Origin of the sequence: 'Vigna radiata' phytoplasma, from assembly GCF_030586915.1 — a bacterium.
In the GTDB taxonomy this organism is placed as follows: Bacteria; Bacillota_I; Bacilli_A; order Acholeplasmatales; family Acholeplasmataceae; genus Phytoplasma; species Phytoplasma australasiaticum.
The window spans coordinates 1-22,653 of sequence record NZ_JAOSIS010000007.1; the positions used below are offsets into that span (position 1 = coordinate 1).

Consider the following 22,653-nt stretch of genomic DNA (forward strand, 5'->3'; position numbering starts at 1 on the left):
ACTTATTTAAATTATAGTAATATTTAAAATTTTTATGATATAAACATCATAATAAATAATAAAATATCATCTTCAGTTTTCAAAGAAGTAGTGATCAACTTAAATTACTATAATTTTACTTAATATGGTGGAGGGAGACGGATTCGAACCGCCGTACCTTTCGGAACAGTTTTACAGACTGCTGCGTTTAGCCACTTCGCTATCCCTCCATTTAAAAAATTACTAATTCGAAAAAAATTTATAATTTTTGTCGAAAAAACTTACTAATTGATTTTAACATAATTTATGGATAAAAATATAAATATTTTTATTTTTTTTATAAAAAAATTAAAAATCAATAATAAAATTAATTTTTAATATTTAAAAAATATTTTTTATTCCTGATTTTTTATCATATGAAAAACTTATCTTGAAGAAATAATCAGGAATTATTAAAATATTATCAATATATTTTTAATATTTTTTAATTTTTGCATTTTTTTTTAATATAATTTTTTTATTAATTAATGTTTGTAAAATAGTATAAGAATTACCTATAATCCAATATAAAGATAACATAGGATCACGAAAAGATAAAAACATCATAAATAAAATCATTGCATAATTAACAAATTTCATTATATTTTCTGGTTTAATCGGTTGAGATTCATCAGAAGTTAATAAAACATTTTTATTTTTTATATTTTCAGAATTTTTCAACATTAATTGATTTAAAATAAACATACTCAAACCTGTTATTAAAGTTAAAAATATAGAAAAAAATAAATTATCATTATTATTTTCAAGTTGCAAATTCATTACACCTAAAAAAGGTTTTTGAGTATAAATTTTAAAAATACCACCTGGAATACGGAAACGACGTAAAACACGAAACATAGCTAAAAATAAAAACATTTGAAAAAAAGACATTAAAAAACTAGAAAACATATTAACATTATACTTTTTATAAACTCGCATAATTTCAAAATACATACGTTGCATTTCTTTAGGATCTTTAGAGGAAGCATATTTTGATTGAATTTTAGTAATTTCTGGTTGCGCTAAATTCATATTAAACGCAAAAGTGTTAGTTTTAGTATAAATAGGCCATGACAAAGTTCGAATTAAAATAGTAGTTAATACAATTCCAATTCCTAAATTTCCTAATACAAATCCATCTATTCCATGGGAACCCATAGAAGAAAAAAAATTTAATAAAGAAGCTATAAAAATAATTAAAAAATTCCAAATATAACCTAAACCTAAAAATTTACTCCACTCTAATTTAGAAGGCCATTGAATAGGCAAATCTTCTTGATCATTCACAAAAATTTTTAAACCCAAATTTTGATTATCAGAATTATTATTTCTCAAAATAAAATAATTTAATTTTTTAGGTTGAGACTCTAAATTTGAATATTTCTGTCTAACAATATCATTGTAATCTCGATTAGATATTTCTATATTATCATCAAAATTTTTATAAATTTTAAAATTTAATAAATCATTAGATGAAACTGAATTAATTGTATTTGTTTTAGTGCTAATATTCTTGATAAATAAACTTTGAAAACATTTTTCTTGTATAAAACGATTTAAAAAATAACTTCTATTAACCCCTATTACAACTGTAAAAAATTTTTTCAATATAATGATTTTATTTTCTAATGTAATATTGGTGTCGTTAAAACTAAAATAGTATTCTAAACCGGAACATATTTTATTAATTTTATCTCGTAATTGTTTTTTTATATAATCATTACATTTTTGATTATCTAATGAATACCATTTAAAATAACTATTATCTTGAATTTCGCAAACGACAATATCTAAATATTTTTGATATTCATATAAATCACAATTTTCTATTTTTTGTAATTTATCAAACACTTGATTATCAGAAATATCCCTATTATTTTTCATAATAATTTTTAAATCGCTAATATTAGACTGAATATTAACATTTTCATCATCAAGAAATAAAAATCTAAGAATCATAGTTATAAAAAAACAAAATAAAAACATCATTAAAATTCTTTTTAAAAAAATAAATTTATCATCATTCATATAATATATCCAATTAAATATCCTTATCAGGAACTTATAAGACGAGCTTTTCTCAACAAAACCGATAATTTTTCAGATAAATCTACAAAGTTCAATTGTCTCGCTGTCGGTTTAATAATAATAATAAAAAAAGCATTAGGTTTTAAAACCGAATAATAATTATAAATTATTGCCCTTATACGGCGTTTAATTAAATTTCTCTCATGAGATTTTCCATATCTTTTATTAATACTTAAAGCAAATTTAAAATTCAAAGTTTTCGCGCAATTAACATAATATATTTTAAAAAAATAATTAGCTACACTATTTTTATCATGTTTGAAAATTAAATTAATTTCTTTATTTTTGCTTAAAATAAATTTTTTTTTCATCATAATAAAGTTTTAAATTTGATTCATTGGAATATTATAAAAATTAACAATTTTAATTTGATTCAACATAATTATTAAACTGTTAATTGATGACGCCCTTTATATCTTCTATTAGATAATAAACGACGACCACTAGCATTAGACATTCTTTTTAAAAAACCATGTGTTCTTTTTCGCTTAATTTTACTAGGTTGATAAGTTCTTTTCATTTTTTAATATCTTTTCCTTTGAATATTTTAAATTTTAATAGTAACTAAAATAAAACACTAAAAAATATTAATATTAATTATTTAAAAATTTATAATCAAATTAATATCCAAATTAACTAAATAAAATTTTTTGAACTTGATTTTGATCTAATTTTTGTATTAATAGAGTTAATAAATCAATTGTGTGTTTAATATCTTGCTGATGCACAACTGAAGCATGAGAATGTATATAACGAGTAGGCACTGAAATTACTAAAGCTGCCGCTCCTATATGACGTGTATGCATAGCCGCAGCATCTGTAGTGCCACCTTCTGGAGCAGCTTCTTGAAAAGGGATGTTATTTTCTCGAGCCACATTTATCACGAATTCTCGCAAAGCTGTATGAGCGACTAATCCATGATCGTAACAAGATATTTGTGGTCCTTTTCCTAAATAACTAATAGATGTGTCGGAATTACCTGGAACATCATTAGCAACGCAAACATCCACTGCTATAGCAATTTCAGGTTTTACTTTATTTGCGCTAGTAATAGCTCCTCGCAAACCAACTTCTTCTTGAACTGTAAAAGCTCCTATAAATTGATTAGGATTATTTTTTAATTTCTCTAATACCTCGGTGACAATCAAAACTCCCACACGATTATCTATTGCTTTAGCCAAAACAAAATCTTCACTTCCCAAAGTACGGAACTCTAAATAAGGAGTAATCATATTTCCGATGGTAATTCCTAATTTTTGAGCCGCTTCTTTAGTCGAAACGCCTATATCTAAAAATAAATTTTTAAGATTTGGATTTTGATTGCGTTCAGTAATACTCAAAGAATGAGGAGGTTTAGCACCAGTCACGCCCCAAACAATACCTTTGGTAGTATGAATCTGCCAAACTTGAGCCAACATAACCGTAGGTAACCAACCGCCTATAGTTTGAAATTTCACAAAACCATTTTCCGTGATTTCAGTTACCATTAAACCGATTTCATCCATATGGCCAGCTAACATAATTTTTGGACCATTTTGCCCTTTATAAGCTATTAAACTACCTAAATTATCATATTCTATTTTATCTACAAAAGAAAGAATACTATTTTTAACATAATTAGTAATCTGTTTTTCTTGTCCCGAAATACCATTTAACATAGTTAATTCTTTCATTTTAATTAATAAATTTGACATTTTTTTGATTAAATCTCCTTTGTATTACAATAAAATTTTATTTTTTTATCATTGAACAATGATTTTATTACGATTAGAAATTTGTTTAATTACGATAGATAGATAAAATAAAAACAAAATAGCAAAAAAAATCGACAAAATTCTTAAAATAATATGGGAAAAATCAATATTTTTTCCTAATAAAAAGCAGCTCAATCCAAAAGTTACTAAATAACCATTTAAACGCCAAATACCTATTTTATCGTTTTTCCAACCAAACAAATTCAAAGAAATAAAACAATGAATCATTAAAATATAGCTAATAATATTACTTAAAGCTAACATTTTTTTTATAAAAGGATTAGTAATTAAAAAAGATAAAAATAAACTACTCGAAATAATTAATAAAAAAAATGTTTCTATTAAAAAGAAAAACTTTTTTAATCCTGAATTTTTTTTAAAATTAAAAAACACAAAATAATAATTAAATAATAACAATAATATTCCTAATAAAATATCACTTATTCGAATTCCTTTTATAGAAAAATATTTAGGTTCAAAACATGCTACAGAACTGAACAAAAATAAAATAGTTATTAGAGCATTTAAAATAATTTTATTAAAAGTTATTTTTTTAATTTCATACATATTTCCAAACCTCTTTAAAACGATCTATAATTAATGTATATTTATTTATAATTTTTCTAGTAATAAATCAATTAATTCCGCTTTTTTTAACTTAGAAACCTTATTAATGTTATGTTTTTTAGCTAACTGACGCAAATTTAATAAATTCATTTTTTGTAAAGATGATAAATTTGGTGAAAATGAATTATCTTCTAAAATATCTGAATTATTTTTTTCTATATCATTTACATTATCAATCGCAGAATTATTTATAGAAACAGAATTTTGAGAAACACTATCTGAAAAATCGTTTTTAATAGATTGTTGAGTTAGAGAATCTGAATCTAAATCAGATTTAATAATATCGTTTGAATTTAATTTAGATTGAGAAATATCTTCTATTAATTTATTGTTATTTAAATCAAACAAACTTTTTTGAGCCAATTCGGTATAAAATTTAAAAATTTCAGGTTTATTAATAATTAAATTAGCTAAAATTTTACGATTTACATCAACGCCAGCTAATTTTAAACCATATATAAAAGAAGAATAATTAATACCGTTTTCTGAACAACCAGCATTAATACGACGAATCCATAAAGAACGCCAATCTCTTTTATTTCTTTTACGACCAACATAAGCATATTGCCATGAACGCATTACTTGTTCATGAGCAGTTTTATAAATAGTACTTTTAGAACCTACATAACCTTTAGCTAATTTTAATATTTTTTTACGACGTTTACGTCGAGCTGGAACTAAATTTACTTTAACCATGACTTTTCTTCTTTCCTTAGATTTATATCAATTTGCTAAATTAAATTTTTAATGCGCTTTAAATCCGAAGAATCTACAACAGTAAATCCTCTCAATTGTCTATTTTGTTTAGTAGTTTTAGAACCGGCTAAATGATTTTTAAAAGCATGTTTGCGCAACCATTTACCAGTTTCAGTAATTTTGATACGTTTTTTTAAACCTTTATGTGTTTTTTTTTTCAAAATCAATTACCATTATTTCTTTCTAATTTTTTTTAAAATAAAAAACCAAATAAATAATAAACCCAAAAGCCTAATAATAAAATTAATTAGACTTTAAAGGAATTAATAAACAATTAATTTGATTACCTTCTATTTTAGGAGGAATATCAACTTTTGATACTAAACTCAATGAAGATATAATTTTCTTAAAAATATCGATACCAATATTAGGGTTTATAGCCATTCTACCAGGCAAAGACATATTAATTTTTACTTTTTGTCCGCTTTTTAAAAAATCCTTAGCTTTTTTCATTTTAGTATCTAAATCATTATCTTGAATACGAGGGCTTACACAAATAGTTTTAATATTCATTTGATTATGCTGTTTTTTTCGATTTTGTTTAATTTTTTTTTGTTGTTCATAATAAAATTTAGAATAATCAACTAAACGCACCACTTTAGGATCAGAATGAGCATTAATTAAAACAAAATCTTCATTATTAGGTTTAGCTAAATCAAAGATTTGTTCCTTTTGAAAAAGCCCTAATTGTTTTCCTTGGCTATCAATAACTAAATATTCTCCTGCAGGAACTTTTTCATTGTATAAAAAACTAATCTTTAAATTTTCTTTTTTATTTTTTTTATGTTTAATAATATGCTTAACTCCTTTTTAAAACTATATTTATAATTTTAGTAAAAACCGAAATTATTTAAAATAGCCTTCATTATTATATATTAATAAAATCAGAATAGATTAAATCACTTTAATTATATTGAGCTTTTTTAATATTAGAAATTAACTTTCTATGAAGATAAATAAACAAAAAAGTTTCTAAACCCCAGAATATTAATATTTTTTAAAAGATAACTAATTTTTTCGTATTAAAAAACAGTTATTTTGATTTTATTACAGTTAATTAACTTAAAATTACAAACAAAATTTCATATAATAAATAAAATTATTATTAATCCTCAATTAAATAATATTAAATTTTATCATTTATTGTATTGCAATTAATTAATTTTACCTTAAAATTTTTAACATATCAACATCAATATATTGTTTAAATATCTATAAACATATTTTGATTTAATCATAAATATTCAATACGATTAAAATATAAAAAAAGACTATAAACTAGTCTTCTTTATAATTGATTAACTTTAATTAATTCGGTAAAATTTCAATAATTTTTCCTGAACCAATAGTTTTGCCACCTTCACGGAAAGCAAATGAAGTACCAACTTCTAATGCTACAGGTTTAATCAAATCCACTTTAATAGTAACATTATCACCTGGCATCGCAACAGCAACATCTTCTGGTAAAGTAATAACACCTGTTACATTAGCAGTTCTAAAGAAAAATTGAGGTCTATAATTAGTTCGGAAAGATTTTTTACGACCACCTTCTTCTTCAGTCAAAATATAAACTTCTGCTTTAAATTGAGAATATACTTTTAAAGAATTAGGTTTAACTATTACCTGACCTTTTTTAATATCGCTATGTTTAATACCGCGTAATAAAATAGCAGCATTATCCCCGGCTTGAATTTGAGTTTTAGATTTTTTAAAAATTTCTAAACCTATTGCAACAGTAGAAGTATCTTTATCCAAACCAAGAATTTCAATCTCTTCACCTAAAGTTAATGTTCCTCTCTCTACTCGACCAGAAGCGGTAGTACCACGACCCGTAATAGAATATATATCTTCTATAGGCATTAAAAAAGGTTTATCAATATCACGCAAAGGAAGAGGTAATTTATCTAACTCCGCTACTAAATCTGCAATTTTTGATAAATAATTTTCATCGCCATCTAAAGCTTTTAAAGCAGAACCTTGAATAATAGGAATTTCTGAACCATTATAACCATTTTTAGTTAAAATTTCACGTATTTCATGCTCTACTAAAGGTATTAAATCAGGAATAGCTTTATCACATTTATTTAAAAAAACTATTAAATTAGGAACACCTACGTGCTTAGCTAATAAAATATGTTCACGAGTTTGAGGTTGAGCACCATCAGCAGCTGAAACCACTAAAATAGCAGCATCCATTTGAGCTGCTCCAGTAATCATATTTTTAATATAATCTTTATGACCAGGACAATCAATATGAGCATAATTACGAGTATCACTTTCATACTCTAAATGATGAGCATTAATAGTAATACCACGTTCTTGTTCTTCAACGGTTTTATCTAAAGTTTTAATATCTTTGCGAAATTTAGCTAAATTTTTAGCAGCTAAATAATTATTAATAGCTAAACTTAAAGTGCTTTTACCATGATCTACATGACCAAGTGTTCCTACATTTAAATGAGGTTTAATTGCTTGTGATTCTTCTTTATTGTTTATTTTTGCTTTTGACATTTTATTTTTTCTCCATTTAAATATTTTTTACCAAAAATCATTCTTAATTATTATAATTTCGGAAATATCTAACAAAATTGTATTTAACTAATTTTATTTATTACGTGATTCAATAATTTTATTAGCAATATGTTCAGGAGCCTTTTCATATTTAAAAAATTCCATAGAAAAATTTGCTCTTCCCTGAGTATTAGAACGTAAACTACTAGAATACTTAAACATTTCTGCTAAAGGAACAAAAGCTTGAATTTTCATAACCATGCCTTCATTTTCTTGTTTTTCTAAACGGCCTCGACGAGAAACTAAATCTCCTATAACATTACCAATATATTCGTGAGGAGTAATTAACTCTAATTTCATAATAGGCTCTAAAATAACAACTAATTTACTATTACGTAATTTACGTAAGGCTGCAGCTGCAGCAGATTTAAAAGCAAATTCAGAAGAGTCAACTTCATGGAAAGCGCCGCTAAATAAAGTAGCTTTAATATCGGTCAAAGGATAACCGGCAATTATACCACTAGATAAAGATTCTTGCAAACCTTTCGATACAGCGGGAATATAATTTTGAGGAATAGCGCCATATTTAACATTGTTTACAAACTCAAAACCTTTACCAGGATTAGGTTCGAATAAAATTTGTACATAACCATATTGACCTCGGCCTCCCGTTTGATGTTTACATTCTCCGTCAACCTCTATAGAATTAACTAAAGTTTCTCGATAAGCAACTTGAGGTTCTGAAACTTTAACTTGAATTTGAAATTCTCTTTTTAAACGTTCCATTAAAACATCTAAATGCAAATCACCCATTCCAGCAGCAATCATTTGTTTTGATTCCGGATCTACAGTAAATTTAAAAGTAGGATCTTCTTGAGTAAAACCAAACAAGGCAGAACTAATTTTTTCCTGTTCTTTAGCGAAAACAGGCTCTACTGCAACTTGTAATACTGGTTCAGGAAAACTCATTTTTTCTAAAACAATAAAATCATTTCCATATGTTAATGTATCGCCTGTAATGGTATTTTTTAAACCAATTACAGCTACAATATCACCAGCATAAGCTTCTTTAATATCTTGTCTAGAATTAGCATGCATAAGTAATAAACGTGAAGCACGTTCTGTAATATTTTTATTATTATTTTTTACATAAGAACCAGCTTTTAAACAACCCGAATAAATACGTACAAAAGTTAAACGACCAAAAGAATCTGTCATAACTTTAAAAGCTAACGCAATAAAAGATTCTTTGATATCGATTTTACGTATAATAGGTTGTTCATTTTTATCATAACCATTAATAGTTGGCAAATCTAAAGGTGAAGGTAAAAAATCCACTAAAGCATTTAACAAAGGAACAATACCTTTATTCTTCAAAGCTGAACCACATAAAACCGGAAAGAAATTAACTTCCAAAGTTGCTTTACGAATCGCTTTTTTTATTAAAGCGGTAGAAATAGGTTTATTTTCTAAAAGATAATTTAACAATTCATCATCTAAAGAAGCTAATTTGTCTATTAATATTTGCCTTTTAGAATTAACAATTTCCTTTAATTCTTCAGGAATAGGAATTAATCTATTTTCTTGATCAGGACTAGAAGAATATTCCCAAGCTTGCATTTCTATTAAATCGACGAAGCCACGAAAATTATTCTCTACACCAATAGGCCATTGGATAGCGTATGCTAAAACATTTAATCTTTTTTCTAAACTAGTAATAGCGTTTTCAAAATTAGCGCCTAATTTATCAATTTTATTGACAAAAACAATTCGAGGCACTTTATAATAAGTTGCTTGACGCCAAACAGTTTCTGTTTGCGGTTCTACTCCAGCTTGGGCATCTATAACTACAACACCACCATCCAAAACACGTAAAGAACGATTTACTTCTGAAGAAAAATCAATGTGACCAGGAGTATCAATAATATTAATTTTACAATTATTCCAAAAAACGGTAGTAGCTGCTGATGTAATTGTGATGCCTCGTTCTTTTTCTTGATCCATCCAATCCATCTGTGCTAAACCTTCATGGGTTTCTTTAGCTACACGAATTTTACCAGTATAAAATAAAATCCTTTCGGTAGTAGTAGTTTTTCCTGCATCGATATGAGCCATAATACCGATATTACGTATTTTATCTAATTCTAATTCAATTCCCATGTTCCCCCCTTTAAGTTGAATAATATTAAATGCACTATTTTACCAACGATAATGAGCAAAACTCCTATTAGCTTCAGACATGCGATGAATTTCATCACGTTTTTTAACTGCTAATCCTGTTCCGGAAGCAGCAGCAATAATTTCTTGAACAAGTTTTTCTTTAATACCCTTTTCATTACGTTTGCGTGCTCCCATAATCAACCATTTCAAACCTAAAGAATAACGTCTTTCTACAGAAACTTCTAAAGGAACTTGATATTTTTGACTACCAATAGTACGTGTACGTAATTCTACCAAAGGCATAATATTATTAAAAGCTTCATTTAAAACATCAATAGGTGTTTTTTTAGTTAATATTTTAATTTGAGATAAACAACTATATACTATAGAGCAAGCAATATCCTTTTTGCCATCTTTCATAAGCTTATTAATAATTCTAGTCACTAAAACAGAATTATGAATAGGATCTAAAGGCAATGTTCTTTTTTTAAAACTTTTTTTACGAGACATAAGTTTATACACCTTAATTTATTTGAATTTTAATAAATTATTATTTTTTCGCACCATATCGAGAACGACTTTGTTTTCGATTAGCTACTCCAGCAGTATCAAGAACCCCTCGAATAATTTGATAACGAACTCCAGGTAAATCTTTAACACGACCGCCTCTTATCAATACAAGACTATGTTCTTGTAAATTATGACCTATACCAGGAATATAAGCTGTTACTTCGTGACGATTTGATAAACGAACTCTAGCTACCTTTCTTAAAGCGGAATTAGGCTTTTTAGGAGTGGTAGTATATACTTTCAAACAAACTCCAGATTTTTGAGGAGAATTAATATTTTTAAATTTCTTTTTTAAAACATTAAAACGAACAGATAAAGCTGGTGATTTGGTTTTAGTATTCTTTTTTACTCTTCGTTTTCTTATTAACTGAGAAATAGTAGGCATATTTAAATAATAAAACCTTTCATTATTATTTTTTAATTAGAAATATAAGACGACCTAAATTTTATATTTTTTTTCAACAAAAGTCAATATAAAATGAATTTCATCAAAAAAGATTTTTATAATAAAAGCTTAATAATCATAATTATCTAACAAATAAAAATATAATAAATATAATTTATTAATATATTATAAGACAATTTATGATTTATCGTCTTCTATTAATGGATATTCAAATAAAGAATGATTTAAAATTCCAGTTCCGGCAGGTATCAATCCTCCTAAAATAACATTCTCTTTTAATCCCAATAAAAAATCTTTTTGGCCTTTAATAGTAGCATCAATTAAAATTTTAGTAGTTTCTTGAAAAGAAGCCGCAGATAGTAAAGAATCACTTTTTAAGGAAGATCTTGTAATACCTAAAACTATAGGACGCCCAGCTGCTAATTTTTTATTTTGTTGAATCAATTGCATATTTATCCTTTTGAATTCTTTAATAGAAACTTCAGATCCTGGTAATAAATTACTATCTCCTTCAGAAATAATTAAAATTTGTTTAAACATTTGACGAATAATAATTTCAATATGTTTATCACTGATATAAACACTTTGAGATTGATATACTTGTTGAACTTCTTCTAAAATATATTTTTGAGTAGTTACTACAGAACTAATACGCAATAATTCCCTTAAATCTATCGAACCCGAAGTTAAACGTTGTCCAGCTTTAATAGACATACCATCTTGAACTAAAATATCTACATTAGAATCTACGGTATAAGTATATTCTTGTTGAGGATTAATTGCTGATGCTATAACAATATCGGATGAATAAATATTACTAGATTTAATTTCTTTAACTACGCCATCATATTCACTAATAAGAGCTTTACCTTTAGGTTTACGAGCTTCAAATAATTCCTGAATACGTGGCAATCCTTGAGTAATATCAGAAACCGATAAAACTCCTCCTGTATGGAATGTTCTCATAGTTAATTGAGTACCAGGTTCACCGATAGACTGAGCAGCAATAATACCTACAGCTTCTCCGATCTCAACTTCTTTATTAGTAGCTAAATTTAACCCATAACATTTAGCACAAATACCATAATCAGAATTACAAGTTAAAACACTTCTAATTTTAACAGATAAAAAACCCATTTTAACAATATTTTCTGCTATTTCTCTAGTAATCAATTCGCCACAATTCACGATAATTTTTTGATCAGAAGAATCTACAATACTTTGAGCAATATAACGACCAAATAAACGTTGTTGCAATGAAATAATCTCTTTTCCATCTTGTTCTAAAGAAGTTATATAAACACCTTTATCACTACCGCAATCTTGTGACATAATAATGACATCTTGAGCGACATCAACTAAACGACGAGTTAAATATCCGGATTCCGCTGTTTTTAAAGCTGTATCAGTAGATACCTTTCTAGCTCCATGTGTTGAAATAAAAAATTCATGCACATTCAAACCTTCTTTAAAAGAAGATTTAACAGGAATTTCTAATTGATTATTGGTAGGGCTGTGCATTAAACCTCTCATACCTGATAACTGTGAAAAATTAGAAACATTACCACGAGCACCACTATCACTTATCATAAATAAATGATTATCTTGATTAAATTCTTGCATTAAACCTTCTTGAATAACATTACGTACATTTTTCCATTCCTGAATAATCAAACTCTTCTTTTCGCCAGTTGTTAAAAAACCTTTATCATGCCACTTTTCAATTTCTGTAATTTTATCTTCTACTTGTGATATTAATTCAGCTTTTTTAGAATAAACATTAATATCTGCATGCGAAATGGTCACTCCAGACATAGTAGAATATTTAAAACCTAAATTTTTAATATCATCTAACATTTTAGATGTTTCCGAGATATTACTTCTTTTAAAAACACGATCAATTATAAGTGATAAAAAACGTTTTTTAAAAGGTTCTGGAGTAGGAATATTATTTAAATATTCTAGCAAATTAACACCTTTAGGTATAAAATAAATATCTGGTGTTTTAGTTTCTAAATTAAATATAGTAGGTTCTTGTAAATAAGGGAAATCATTAGGTAAAATACTATTAAAAATAAGTTTACCTAATGTAGTAACTAAATATTTATTTTTTTGTTCATCATTAAAGTAAGAAGAGATTTTAGAAGTACGTACTAAAATACGCGTGTGTAAAGCTATTTGTTTATTATAAAAAGCCAATTCAGCCTCTTGTAAATCGTTAAAAACCTTGCCTTCATTACGATGTTTATATTGATGTTGTTCGTTTCTAATCTCAGAATTATAACCTTTTAAAATACGTTTACGCGTCTCTTCAATAGTTAAATAATAATTACCTAAAACCATATCTTGAGAAGGGGATAAAACCGGACTACCGTTTTTAGGATCCAAGATGTTATAAGAAGACAACATTAACAAACGAGCTTCAGCTTGAGCTTCTACAGACAAAGGAACATAAACAGCCATTTGATCTCCATCAAAATCCGCATTAAAAGCTAAAGTAACCAAAGGATGTAATCTAATAGCTTTACCATCAATTAATTTCACTTGAAAACCTTGTAACCCTTGACGATGCAAAGTAGGCGCTCTATTTAATAAAACAGGATGTTCTTGTACCACTTCTTCCAATAATTTCCAAACATGCTCATTCATTTTTTCATATAAAATATTAGCACTTTTTTTATCAATACCTTTAGCTTCTTGTAATTTATTTAATACAAATGGTTTGAATAAAACTATAGCCATTTGTCGCGGGATACCGCATTGATGCAACTTTAAATCAGGTCCTACAATAATAACAGAACGTCCTGAATAATCTACCCTTTTTCCTAATAAATTTTGACGAAAACGTCCTTGTTTACCTCTTAACATTTCTGATAAAGACTTTAAAGGCTTATTGCGTTCAATATTAGAAGTGCTTTTTTTGCTAGATTTAGCATTATCAAATAAAGCGTCAACAGCTTCTTGCAACATTCTTTTTTCGTTTTTAATAATTAATCTAGGAGCATTTTGCTTCAATTGTCTTTTTAAACGATTATTACGATTTAAAATCCTACGATATAAATCGTTAATGTCAGCAGAAGCGAAACGCACACCTTGTTCCAAAGCTACTATAGGTCTTAAACTAGGAGGAATTACATTAATAGCTTCTAAAACAATCCATTCTGGTTTATTATCAGATTGATAAAAAGATTCCATCAATTCTAATCTTTTAACAATTAAATCTCGTTTTTGTTTTGAAGCCTGTTTTAACTCTAATCTCAATGTTTTGATAGTTTCTTCCATATTTAATTCTTGTAACATAGTTTTAACAGCTTCAGCACCGGTTAAAGCAACAAAGTTATGGTCACAACGTTCTAAATATTGACCATATTCTAATTCAGATATAATACTATATTTATTTAAATCACTATTACCAGGATTAATAACTATATACGACACATAATAAACAATTTCTGCTAATTCTTTAGCTTTCATACCTAATAAAATAGCTAAACGACTCGGTAAACTATTTAAAAACCATGTATGTACTACAGGAGCAGCTAAATCAATATGACCCATTCTTTCTCGTCGAACTAGTTGTTCTGTAATTTCTACTCCGCATTTAGAACAGGTTTGACCTTTTTTTAAAGTTTGTTTTTTAGAGCATATGCATTGTAAATCTTGAACAGGGCCAAAAATAATAGGACAAAACAATCCTCCCTTTTCTGGTTTAGCTGTACGATAATTAATAGTTTCATAATTAACTACTTCGCCATAAGATTTTTGACGAATTTCATGAGGAGAAGATAAACGAATTTTAAAATAATCATACTCTCGATTACTATTATTAGGGAAAATAGCTTTATCGATTACCCATGAAGATGCAGATTCATGTTCTTGATTTTCATTTCGCCAAATAATTTCATCTTTATCAACAACAGAATTATCTATTTTATTTTTAAGATTGTGAATATTATTTTTTTGCAAATTATATAAATCCAAAACATTTCTCAAAATATTTAAATGAGAGTGATTATGATTAAACAACTTAAACAATGCATCTTTATCAGTAGTTAATAAAGAATAACAATTTAAAATATTATTTTGATACAAAACATCTAAAATATCTTTATTTAAATTTAAATTATTTAGGGATTCAGGTAAACCATATTTTTTTAAAATAATCACAAATTCTTCAAAAGATTCCTCATTTAACGAAGTAATTAATTCATTCAAATGATAATTATTAATATCCCCTAAACTATTAATACCTATAGATTTTAAATTTTTTAAAGTTCTTTTAGTTAAAGCAAAATCTTCAATTTTCATATTTAACATAATTCGGTTTACTTTTTGTTCTCCTTATTATTTGAAACTAAAGAACGATTAATTTGATTATCCTTAGTATCAGCTTTAATTAATTCTACATGTAATCCTAATGCTTGTAATTCTTTAGTAAAAACTCTAAAACTTTCAGGAATAGAAGGTTTAGGAAAACGTAAACCATTTACTATGGCATGATATAATTGATTACGCCCTATAATATCATCACTTTTCAAAGTTAAAATTTCTTGTAAAGTATGAGCGGCTCCATAAGCTAATAAACTCCAAGTTTCCATTTCTCCAATTCTTTGACCACCTAAAAAATTACGTCCACTACCAGGTTGTTGTAAAATCAAAGTATAAGTTCCAACATTTCTAGCATGTATTTTATCTTCCACCATATGAGATAATTTTAGCATATACAAAATACCAACAGATATAGAATTATCATATGGTTCACCTGTTCTACCATCATATAAAGTCATTTTACCATCAAAAGGTAAATTAGCTTCTTGCATAATATTTTTTAAATCCTCATTATTAGCTCCATCTAAAACCGGAGTGGCAACCTTAATATTTAATTTATGTGCGGCCATTCCTAAATGCATTTCTAAAATTTGTCCGATATTCATCCTACTAGGCACCCCTAAAGGATTTAAAATAACATCTATAGGAGTTCCATCAGACATATAAGGCATATCTACTTTAGCAGCAATACAAGAAATTACACCTTTATTACCATGTCTTCCGGCTATTTTATCACCTTCTCGAATTTTTCTCTTTTTAGCTATATAAACTTTAATAATTTCATTTACACCAGGAGTAGAAATGAAATCACCTTTTTTAACAGAAAAATATTGTACACTTTGAACGATACCGCTTTCGCCGCAAGGAACTTTTAAAGAAGCATCTTTATAATCTCGAGACTTTTCTCCAATAATAGTTTGAATTAATTTTTCATAAGGATTATTTTCTAAAGAACTTTGAGGAATAATAACTATTTTACCAACCAAATAATCACCTTCATTAACTTCAGAACCTGGAATAATAATTCCTCGAGAATCTAAATTTTTAATAGCTTCAGCACTGACATTAGGTATTTCGCGAGTTATTTCTTCTCGTCCAGCGCCTTTTTTTAATTCTCTAACTTGAATTTCATATTTACTAATATGAACAGAAGTAAAAATATCTTCTTGAACCAAACGTTCTGATAAAATAACAGCATCTTCATAATTATAACCATCCCAAGTCATAAAAGCTACTGTAACATTTTTACCTAAAGCTAATTCGCCTTGATGAGTAGATGAGCCATCAGCGATAATATCACCTTTATTAACATACTCATTAAACTTAACAATAGGTTTTTGCAAAATCAAAGTATCTTGATTAGATTTATCAAAAGTAGATAAAATATAAACCTTTTTTTCTCCGTGATTATTTTGAATAATAATTTTTTTAGCATCTACATAAACTACAAAACCACTATCTTCAGCAATAACTACACAACCAGAATCTTTCACTATTCTATGTTCAATACCAGTAGCTACAATAGGAGCTTCAGAAATTAACAATGGTAAAGCTTGTCTTTGCATATTAGCGCCCATTAACGCCCTAGAAGCGTCATTATGTTCTAAAAAAGGGATCGATGCTGTAGCTACAGATACAATTTGCTTAGGGGAAACGTCTATATAATCAATTTGATCAACATTATATAAACTAATTTCTCCGTTTCTTCTAGCAATTACTTTTTGTTGTTTAAAACTAAAATCATCATTTAAACAAGATGAAGATGTAGCAATAATACGATTTTCTTCTTGAATAGAAGTCAAATATTCATATTTAGGAGATACTACTGATTTACCATTTTCACGAATAACTTTAAAAAAAGGAGTCTCAATAAAACCATATTTATCTACTTGAGCATAAGTAGCCAACGAACAAATAAGTCCGATAGATGGTCCTTCTGGAGTTTCAATAGGACATAATCTACCATAATAAGAGTCATTAACATCTCTTAATTCTACACCTGCTCGATCACGATCGATACCTCCGCTACCCAATGCAGAAATTCTACGCTTTTGAGTAATAATCGCCAAAGGATTAATTTGATCCATAAAATGAGACAAACGAGAACTACAAAAAAAAGTTTTAATAGCCATAGAAAGAGATGAAAAATTAAATAACCCCCCTGGCGTAATAGATTCAAATTTACTTATAGACATACGATCTTTAATGTTTTTTTTAGTTCTATTTAAACCTACACGTAATTGATTTTTTAAAAGTTCTCCAATTAATCTTAATCGTCTATTACCTAAATGATCAATATCATCAATAGTTCCTATGTTATGATAAAGATTTAAATAATAACTAATAGACGCTATTATATCAGATAAAACAATATTTTCTGCATCTTCAGATTGATCATTACCTACAATTTTAATAAAACTTTTATTATTTTTATTATCTAAAATGTAAACTTCTAAACTCTCATTAAAAACTTTTTGTCGATCTCTAACAACTTTATTAATATACTCTTTATTAGCGAAATATTTAATAATTTTATCATCAATATTATATTTATGAGTTTCTAGTAAAGTATTTAAAACGTTATCGTCTAAAAGTGTATCAGCCTTAACTAATACTTGTCCCGTTTGAAAATGCACAATATCTTCTTTAATATAAATTTGATTATCATGTATACTTTTTCTATAAGTAAATATATTTTCATCATGATTTTGATTTTGTAAATGAAAATCTGAATTAACTAATTCTACACGAAATTTATCTCTATGTAATGCTAATTGTTTAATAATTTCATAATTTAAAAATGTTCCTGCCGGAAATAAAATTTTATTATTTGTTAAATCTTTAATATCTTGGGCTAAAAAAGTATTTTCAGCTCTATTTAAAACATCCAATTTACGATTTAATTTATATCTCCCTACTAAAGATAAATCATATTTATCCTTATCAAATAAACGAGTACGAATAAATTCTCTTGCTGCATTAGTAGGAACTCTTTCTCCTTGGTGCAATTTAGAATATAATTCTACAATAGCATCATTACAATTAGAATCATTATCTTTTTTAAAACTTAAATCTAATAAAGAATTAATTCCAAAAGCTTTTTCAATTTCTTCTTGAGTATCAAATCCTAAAGCATGAATAAATTTAGTTAAAGGTATTTTTTTTGAACGATCCAATTTAGCATATAAAAAATCTTTATTATTTTGTTCAAACTCTATCCAAGCACCTCTAGTAGGAATAATTTGGGCAGTAAAACGATTTTTATTAATTTTATTATCTAATTTAGAAGTAAAATATGCTCCTGCTGAGCGAACTATTTGGGAAACTACAACTCTTTCTGTACCATTAATTATAAAGGTTCCTGCAATAGTCATTAAAGGTAAATCAGTCATTAATATACGAGCTTTTTTAGTTTGTTTAGTTATAACATTTTCCAAGGTAACATTTAAAAATAATTCTGCACTATAAGTAAAACCTCTTTTTTTGGAATCTTCAGCATTAAATTTAGGTTCTTCTAAAAAAAAATCATTAAAATGTAACTTTAAATCACCATTATAACTCTCAATAGGAAAAATACTTTTCAATGATGCTTGAATACCGTAATCTAAAAACTCTTGAAATGATTTCGTTTGAATTTCGATTAAATTTGGTAAATCCAAATCATATTTCATTTTAGAATAATTTCGTCGTTCCACCTTAGTACCATATTTGACATTACAATATTTTTTCATTTTTTTATTTAGAACTCCCAACAAATATCAACATACATTTAATTCAAATTTCACAAAAATTAAATTCTTAATAAAAAAAACATTAAAAAATACTGATAACGATAAAGATAATAAAAAACCTAAGATACTTAATTTAGTTCTCAGGTTTCATAATATTTAAGTTATCAAAAAATTTTATTTATTGTTATGAAAAATTATATTTTTCAACCAATTTATCAAATATATTTTTTTATTCAATTTTGACTTGAGCTCCTAAATTTTCTATTTGTTTTTTAATTTCTTCAGCTTGTTCTTTATTTACATTTTCTTTAATTAATAAATTAGCATTTTCAGTTTTACATGATGTTAGTAAATCTCCAATACTAAATCCAAAATTTTTTGCTAAATATTGAATAACCGCAGGACGAGATTGACCCGCAGAAGTCATAACAACTTTAAACTCTGTTTGTTCATTTTTTTCTGTAGAAACTGCTTCATTAGTACTGTTTAAATTTGAAACATTTTCCATTTCAATACCAAAAGAATCTTGAATTTTATTTACTAATTCTTGTAATTCTTTAACTTTCATATCACCTAAAAACTCAATAATTTGCTCTATTTTGTTGTTGTCTGCCATTGTTAATCTCCTATTTATAATTAAATTTTATCTATTTTAAACAGATATTTTCGATTTCTATACAATATTAAAAATATAATATGTAATAATTATTATTTTAAATTTTTTCTTGTTTCTGTTTTATTAATAATTGTAAAACAGTAATTATATTTTTAACAGGCGCTGAAACACTAAATAACAACATAGATAATAATGCTGATTTAGATGGTATTTGCGCTAACTTAATCATTTGCTCTTCAGAACAAATTTCATTTTCTATAATACCAAAATTAATTTTTAAAAACTCATTAACCTTGGAAAATTTATATAAAGCATTTAAAGAAACAAAAATATCTGAAGAAGTAGATAAAGTCCAAAATAAAGCTTTAGGATTTTTAAATTCTGTTAATTCGTCATATCTTGATTTAGTTAACGCTCTTTTAATAATGTTATTTGGTATTATTTGAAACTTACAAGGAACCAATTCTTGTAATTTACGACGTAAATGGGTTAAATCACTTACTTTCGAACCTTTAAATTCTAACAAAACAACTAAGTTGGAATTATCAATATTTTGAGATAGATAATCAACATAATTACTTTTCTCTTTAATAACAGATTTTAACATAAATTGTTGTTTCCTTTTTTTAAACAATATAAATTATAAATTTATAGTATAATTGAAAAAATTTTTTATTTTAAAAATAATAAAAATTAAAAATAATATAACCATTTTTTTATAATATTACTTAATGGATAAAGGATCAACTTTAATACCAGGCGACATAGTTGAAGAAATAGTAATATTTTTAATCAATTCACCTTTTATTGTTTTAGGTTTGATAGAAATCAAATGATTATATAAAAAAATCAAATTTCCTGTTAATTGTTCTTTATTAAACGATATTTTACCTATTATCGTATGAAGATTACCAAATTTATCTGTTTTATATTCCATTCTACCTTTTTGGATATCTCGGATAATTTGTTCAACATCATCTGTCATAGTCCCTAATTTCGGATTAGGCATTAATCCTTTAGGTCCTAAAATTTTTCCTAACTTCGTCAAAGAAGGCATAAAACTAGAAACAGATATTAAAACATCAAAATCTGTCCAACCATTAGATATTTTGTCAATCAATTCTTGTTCGCCAACATAATCCGCACCTAATTCTTTAGCCTTCTGAGCCTGTTCACCTTGAGCAATTACAACAATACAAAACTTTTTACCCAAACCATAAGGTAAAACCACAGAACCACGTATATGTTGATCTACTTTTTTATGTTCCACATTTAAAACAAAAACGCATTCAGCAGTTTCATCGAATTTTGCAGTTTTAACATTATATAACAATTGAATAGCATCATGCATTTTATAAACTTGATTAAATTCTATTTTTTTACTAACTGATAAATATTTTTTACTTCTTGTCATAAATTTTAAGCCTTGTATACTATAATAATATGCCTTTCTTTTTTATTGATACTGCACAATAAATTATTATTTTTCCACAATAATCCCCATATTAATGGCAGTTCCTTCTATAATCTTAGAAGCTTGTTCTAATGAATAAGCATTTAAATCTGGCATTTTTAATTTAGCTATTTCTATAATTTGTTCATACTTAAGAGTAGCTACTTTATTTTTACTTGAATCTGAAGAACCTTTAGAAATATTAGCAGCTTTTTTTAATAAATCGCTTGTTATTGGGGTTTTTACAATAAATTTAAAACTTTTATCATCAAAAACTGTAATTTCTACTGGCAGAGTAAAACCTAATTTATCTTTAGTAGCTTCATTAAATTGAGAACAAAATAAAGGAATATTAACTTGAGCTTGTCCTAACACAGGTCCTATAGGGGGAGCAGGATTCGCTTTACCAGCCAAAATTTGTAACTTAATATTTTTAATAACTTTTCTTGCCATTATAATTATTTAATACCAACCTTTTTGTTTCTAAAAATGTTTAAAATTTTATTATTTGTTTAAAAAACTATTTTATGAGAGAAAAATACGATTATTAAATATAAAAAAATAATTAATTCCGTAATTAATCCATAAAAATATCCAAAATATTCATAGTATTATAACATATTTCGCAATACTAATTAAATTTCTAAACAAATTTAAAATTATTATTATATTTTAATTCATTTCTTTAAAAGAAGAAAAAGAAATTTCTATAGGAGTTGCTCGACCAAACAAATCAATTTCAACCATAACTTTATCTCTTTCGTAATCTACTAAAGATACTCTGCCTACTTGACCAGTAAAAGAACCATTTATAATTTGAACTTGTTTATTAATTAAATGATCATAATTTGGCTTAGAAATTATTCCCATTTTCAATAATATAGGATTAATTTCACTTTCACTTAAAGGTATAGGTTTAGAACCTTTTTCTTTTTTAATAGAACCTAAAAATCCAGTTACTTTCGGAATATTACGAACTATAAACCAAGATTGATTTGTCATAATCATTTTAATAAAAATATAACCAATATAAATCTTTTTTTCTATTTCTTGTTTAGTTCCATCAGCTTTAATTTTAATATGTTTTTCGGTCGGACAAATAACCTCGTGAATTAAACTAGATATTCCGATACCACTATTAGCTATTTTTAATAAATCTTGTTGAACAACTTTTTCATAACCCGATTGAGTTTGTAAAATATACCATTTAGATTGAAAACTATTTTCATCCTCACCAAATGCATTGTTATCAAGTATTTTATTATTTTTTATTTTTGATTTCATTTTCAGCACCTAAAGACAATTCCATTAACAATTTTCAATAATTAAAATAAATTTAATTTCTAAAAATTAACTTTATTTTAAAATATTTTTAAAAAAAGATATCATATATATATCATAAAAATATTGAAATAAATTTAAAATAAAAATTAAAATAGCTGTAAATAAAAAAACTTGAATAATTTGTTTAAAAATTTGAAATTTTGTCGGAAAACTCACAAAACGAATATCAAAAAAAATTTTCCTTATAAAAGGAAAAATACTAATCACAAAGAAAACACTGGATAAAGATAATAAATAAATACTCAAAGTTTTTTGATCTGTAGAATTATGTATAAAATTACAACATATCC

The 22,653-nt window shown here is 26.1% G+C and carries 20 protein-coding genes and 1 tRNA gene; all 21 read right to left on the reverse strand.

The annotated features are described in order from the left end of the window. Positions 1–125: 125 nt before the first annotated feature. Positions 126–209 (reverse strand) — tRNA-Tyr (locus OC710_RS01010). Positions 210–453: 244 nt separating this feature from the next. Continuing rightward, complete coding sequence (locus tag OC710_RS01015; protein WP_004994931.1) at positions 454–2,046, reverse strand: YidC/Oxa1 family membrane protein insertase; 1,593 nt, start codon at positions 2,044–2,046, stop codon at positions 454–456. A gap of 26 nt (positions 2,047–2,072) precedes the next feature. After that, positions 2,073–2,420 (reverse strand): ribonuclease P protein component, encoded by a 348-nt coding sequence (rnpA, locus tag OC710_RS01020; RefSeq protein WP_004994932.1) that lies wholly within the window; start codon positions 2,418–2,420, stop codon positions 2,073–2,075. Between the two features lie 71 nt (positions 2,421–2,491). Then, complete coding sequence (rpmH, locus tag OC710_RS01025) at positions 2,492–2,626, reverse strand: 50S ribosomal protein L34 (protein ID WP_004994933.1); 135 nt, start codon at positions 2,624–2,626, stop codon at positions 2,492–2,494. A 112-nt stretch (positions 2,627–2,738) separates the two neighbouring features. After that, positions 2,739–3,800 carry a M42 family metallopeptidase gene (locus OC710_RS01030; protein ID WP_004994934.1) on the reverse strand — a complete coding sequence of 354 codons (1,062 nt, stop codon included), beginning with the start codon at positions 3,798–3,800 and terminating at the stop codon, positions 2,739–2,741. Between the two features lie 48 nt (positions 3,801–3,848). Beyond that, entirely contained in the window at positions 3,849–4,427 is a 579-nt protein-coding gene (locus tag OC710_RS01035) for a hypothetical protein (RefSeq protein WP_004994935.1), read from the reverse strand. Between the two features lie 45 nt (positions 4,428–4,472). Next, entirely contained in the window at positions 4,473–5,183 is a 711-nt protein-coding gene (rplT, locus tag OC710_RS01040) for a 50S ribosomal protein L20 (RefSeq protein ID WP_004994936.1), read from the reverse strand. Between the two features lie 35 nt (positions 5,184–5,218). Then, positions 5,219–5,407: a 50S ribosomal protein L35 gene (gene rpmI / locus OC710_RS01045; protein WP_036690854.1), complete on the reverse strand. Its 189-nt coding sequence runs from the start codon at positions 5,405–5,407 to the stop codon at positions 5,219–5,221. A 79-nt stretch (positions 5,408–5,486) separates the two neighbouring features. Further along, entirely contained in the window at positions 5,487–6,038 is a 552-nt protein-coding gene (infC, locus tag OC710_RS01050; RefSeq protein ID WP_082396464.1) for a translation initiation factor IF-3, read from the reverse strand. Positions 6,039–6,551: 513 nt separating this feature from the next. Next, a complete protein-coding gene (gene tuf, locus OC710_RS01055; protein ID WP_004994943.1) occupies positions 6,552–7,754 on the reverse strand; it encodes an elongation factor Tu in 1,203 nt (400 codons plus the stop codon). 93 nt (positions 7,755–7,847) lie between these two features. Next, entirely contained in the window at positions 7,848–9,914 is a 2,067-nt protein-coding gene (gene fusA, locus OC710_RS01060) for an elongation factor G (RefSeq protein ID WP_004994945.1), read from the reverse strand. Between the two features lie 39 nt (positions 9,915–9,953). Then, on the reverse strand, positions 9,954–10,424 hold the full coding sequence (gene rpsG, locus OC710_RS01065; RefSeq protein ID WP_004994947.1) for a 30S ribosomal protein S7: 471 nt from the start codon (positions 10,422–10,424) through the stop codon (positions 9,954–9,956). A 40-nt stretch (positions 10,425–10,464) separates the two neighbouring features. Continuing rightward, positions 10,465–10,869, reverse strand: a complete 405-nt coding sequence (rpsL, locus tag OC710_RS01070) for a 30S ribosomal protein S12 (protein ID WP_004994950.1) — start codon at positions 10,867–10,869, stop codon at positions 10,465–10,467. A gap of 198 nt (positions 10,870–11,067) precedes the next feature. Beyond that, positions 11,068–15,207 (reverse strand): DNA-directed RNA polymerase subunit beta', encoded by a 4,140-nt coding sequence (rpoC, locus tag OC710_RS01075; RefSeq protein WP_004994952.1) that lies wholly within the window; start codon positions 15,205–15,207, stop codon positions 11,068–11,070. Between the two features lie 8 nt (positions 15,208–15,215). Next, positions 15,216–18,950 (reverse strand): DNA-directed RNA polymerase subunit beta, encoded by a 3,735-nt coding sequence (locus OC710_RS01080; RefSeq protein ID WP_004994954.1) that lies wholly within the window; start codon positions 18,948–18,950, stop codon positions 15,216–15,218. Between the two features lie 229 nt (positions 18,951–19,179). After that, a complete protein-coding gene (locus OC710_RS01085; RefSeq protein ID WP_004994956.1) occupies positions 19,180–19,566 on the reverse strand; it encodes a ribosomal protein bL12 in 387 nt (128 codons plus the stop codon). A 97-nt stretch (positions 19,567–19,663) separates the two neighbouring features. Then, positions 19,664–20,173 carry a 50S ribosomal protein L10 gene (gene rplJ / locus OC710_RS01090; RefSeq protein WP_004994959.1) on the reverse strand — a complete coding sequence of 170 codons (510 nt, stop codon included), beginning with the start codon at positions 20,171–20,173 and terminating at the stop codon, positions 19,664–19,666. Between the two features lie 117 nt (positions 20,174–20,290). Further along, positions 20,291–20,980: a 50S ribosomal protein L1 gene (gene rplA / locus OC710_RS01095; RefSeq protein ID WP_004994962.1), complete on the reverse strand. Its 690-nt coding sequence runs from the start codon at positions 20,978–20,980 to the stop codon at positions 20,291–20,293. 66 nt (positions 20,981–21,046) lie between these two features. Continuing rightward, positions 21,047–21,472 (reverse strand): 50S ribosomal protein L11, encoded by a 426-nt coding sequence (gene rplK / locus OC710_RS01100; RefSeq protein ID WP_004994966.1) that lies wholly within the window; start codon positions 21,470–21,472, stop codon positions 21,047–21,049. Between the two features lie 219 nt (positions 21,473–21,691). After that, a complete protein-coding gene (gene nusG / locus OC710_RS01105; RefSeq protein ID WP_004994968.1) occupies positions 21,692–22,303 on the reverse strand; it encodes a transcription termination/antitermination protein NusG in 612 nt (203 codons plus the stop codon). Positions 22,304–22,375: 72 nt separating this feature from the next. Beyond that, on the reverse strand, positions 22,376–22,653 hold a 278-nt coding region (locus tag OC710_RS01110; RefSeq protein WP_304514967.1), incomplete at its 5' end, for a hypothetical protein.

Coding starts and splice junctions, on each gene's coding strand:
- OC710_RS01015 (WP_004994931.1), bottom strand. CDS start 2,046: ATGAATGATGATAAATTTATTTTTTTAAAAAGAATTTTAATGATGTTT.
- rnpA (WP_004994932.1), bottom strand. CDS start 2,420: ATGATGAAAAAAAAATTTATTTTAAGCAAAAATAAAGAAATTAATTTA.
- rpmH (WP_004994933.1), bottom strand. CDS start 2,626: ATGAAAAGAACTTATCAACCTAGTAAAATTAAGCGAAAAAGAACACAT.
- OC710_RS01030 (WP_004994934.1), bottom strand. CDS start 3,800: ATGTCAAATTTATTAATTAAAATGAAAGAATTAACTATGTTAAATGGT.
- OC710_RS01035 (WP_004994935.1), bottom strand. CDS start 4,427: ATGTATGAAATTAAAAAAATAACTTTTAATAAAATTATTTTAAATGCT.
- rplT (WP_004994936.1), bottom strand. CDS start 5,183: ATGGTTAAAGTAAATTTAGTTCCAGCTCGACGTAAACGTCGTAAAAAA.
- tuf (WP_004994943.1), bottom strand. CDS start 7,754: ATGTCAAAAGCAAAAATAAACAATAAAGAAGAATCACAAGCAATTAAA.
- fusA (WP_004994945.1), bottom strand. CDS start 9,914: ATGGGAATTGAATTAGAATTAGATAAAATACGTAATATCGGTATTATG.
- rpsG (WP_004994947.1), bottom strand. CDS start 10,424: ATGTCTCGTAAAAAAAGTTTTAAAAAAAGAACATTGCCTTTAGATCCT.
- rpsL (WP_004994950.1), bottom strand. CDS start 10,869: ATGCCTACTATTTCTCAGTTAATAAGAAAACGAAGAGTAAAAAAGAAT.
- rpoC (WP_004994952.1), bottom strand. CDS start 15,207: ATGTTAAATATGAAAATTGAAGATTTTGCTTTAACTAAAAGAACTTTA.
- OC710_RS01080 (WP_004994954.1), bottom strand. CDS start 18,950: ATGAAAAAATATTGTAATGTCAAATATGGTACTAAGGTGGAACGACGA.
- OC710_RS01085 (WP_004994956.1), bottom strand. CDS start 19,566: ATGGCAGACAACAACAAAATAGAGCAAATTATTGAGTTTTTAGGTGAT.
- rplJ (WP_004994959.1), bottom strand. CDS start 20,173: ATGTTAAAATCTGTTATTAAAGAGAAAAGTAATTATGTTGATTATCTA.
- rplA (WP_004994962.1), bottom strand. CDS start 20,980: ATGACAAGAAGTAAAAAATATTTATCAGTTAGTAAAAAAATAGAATTT.
- rplK (WP_004994966.1), bottom strand. CDS start 21,472: ATGGCAAGAAAAGTTATTAAAAATATTAAGTTACAAATTTTGGCTGGT.
- nusG (WP_004994968.1), bottom strand. CDS start 22,303: ATGAAATCAAAAATAAAAAATAATAAAATACTTGATAACAATGCATTT.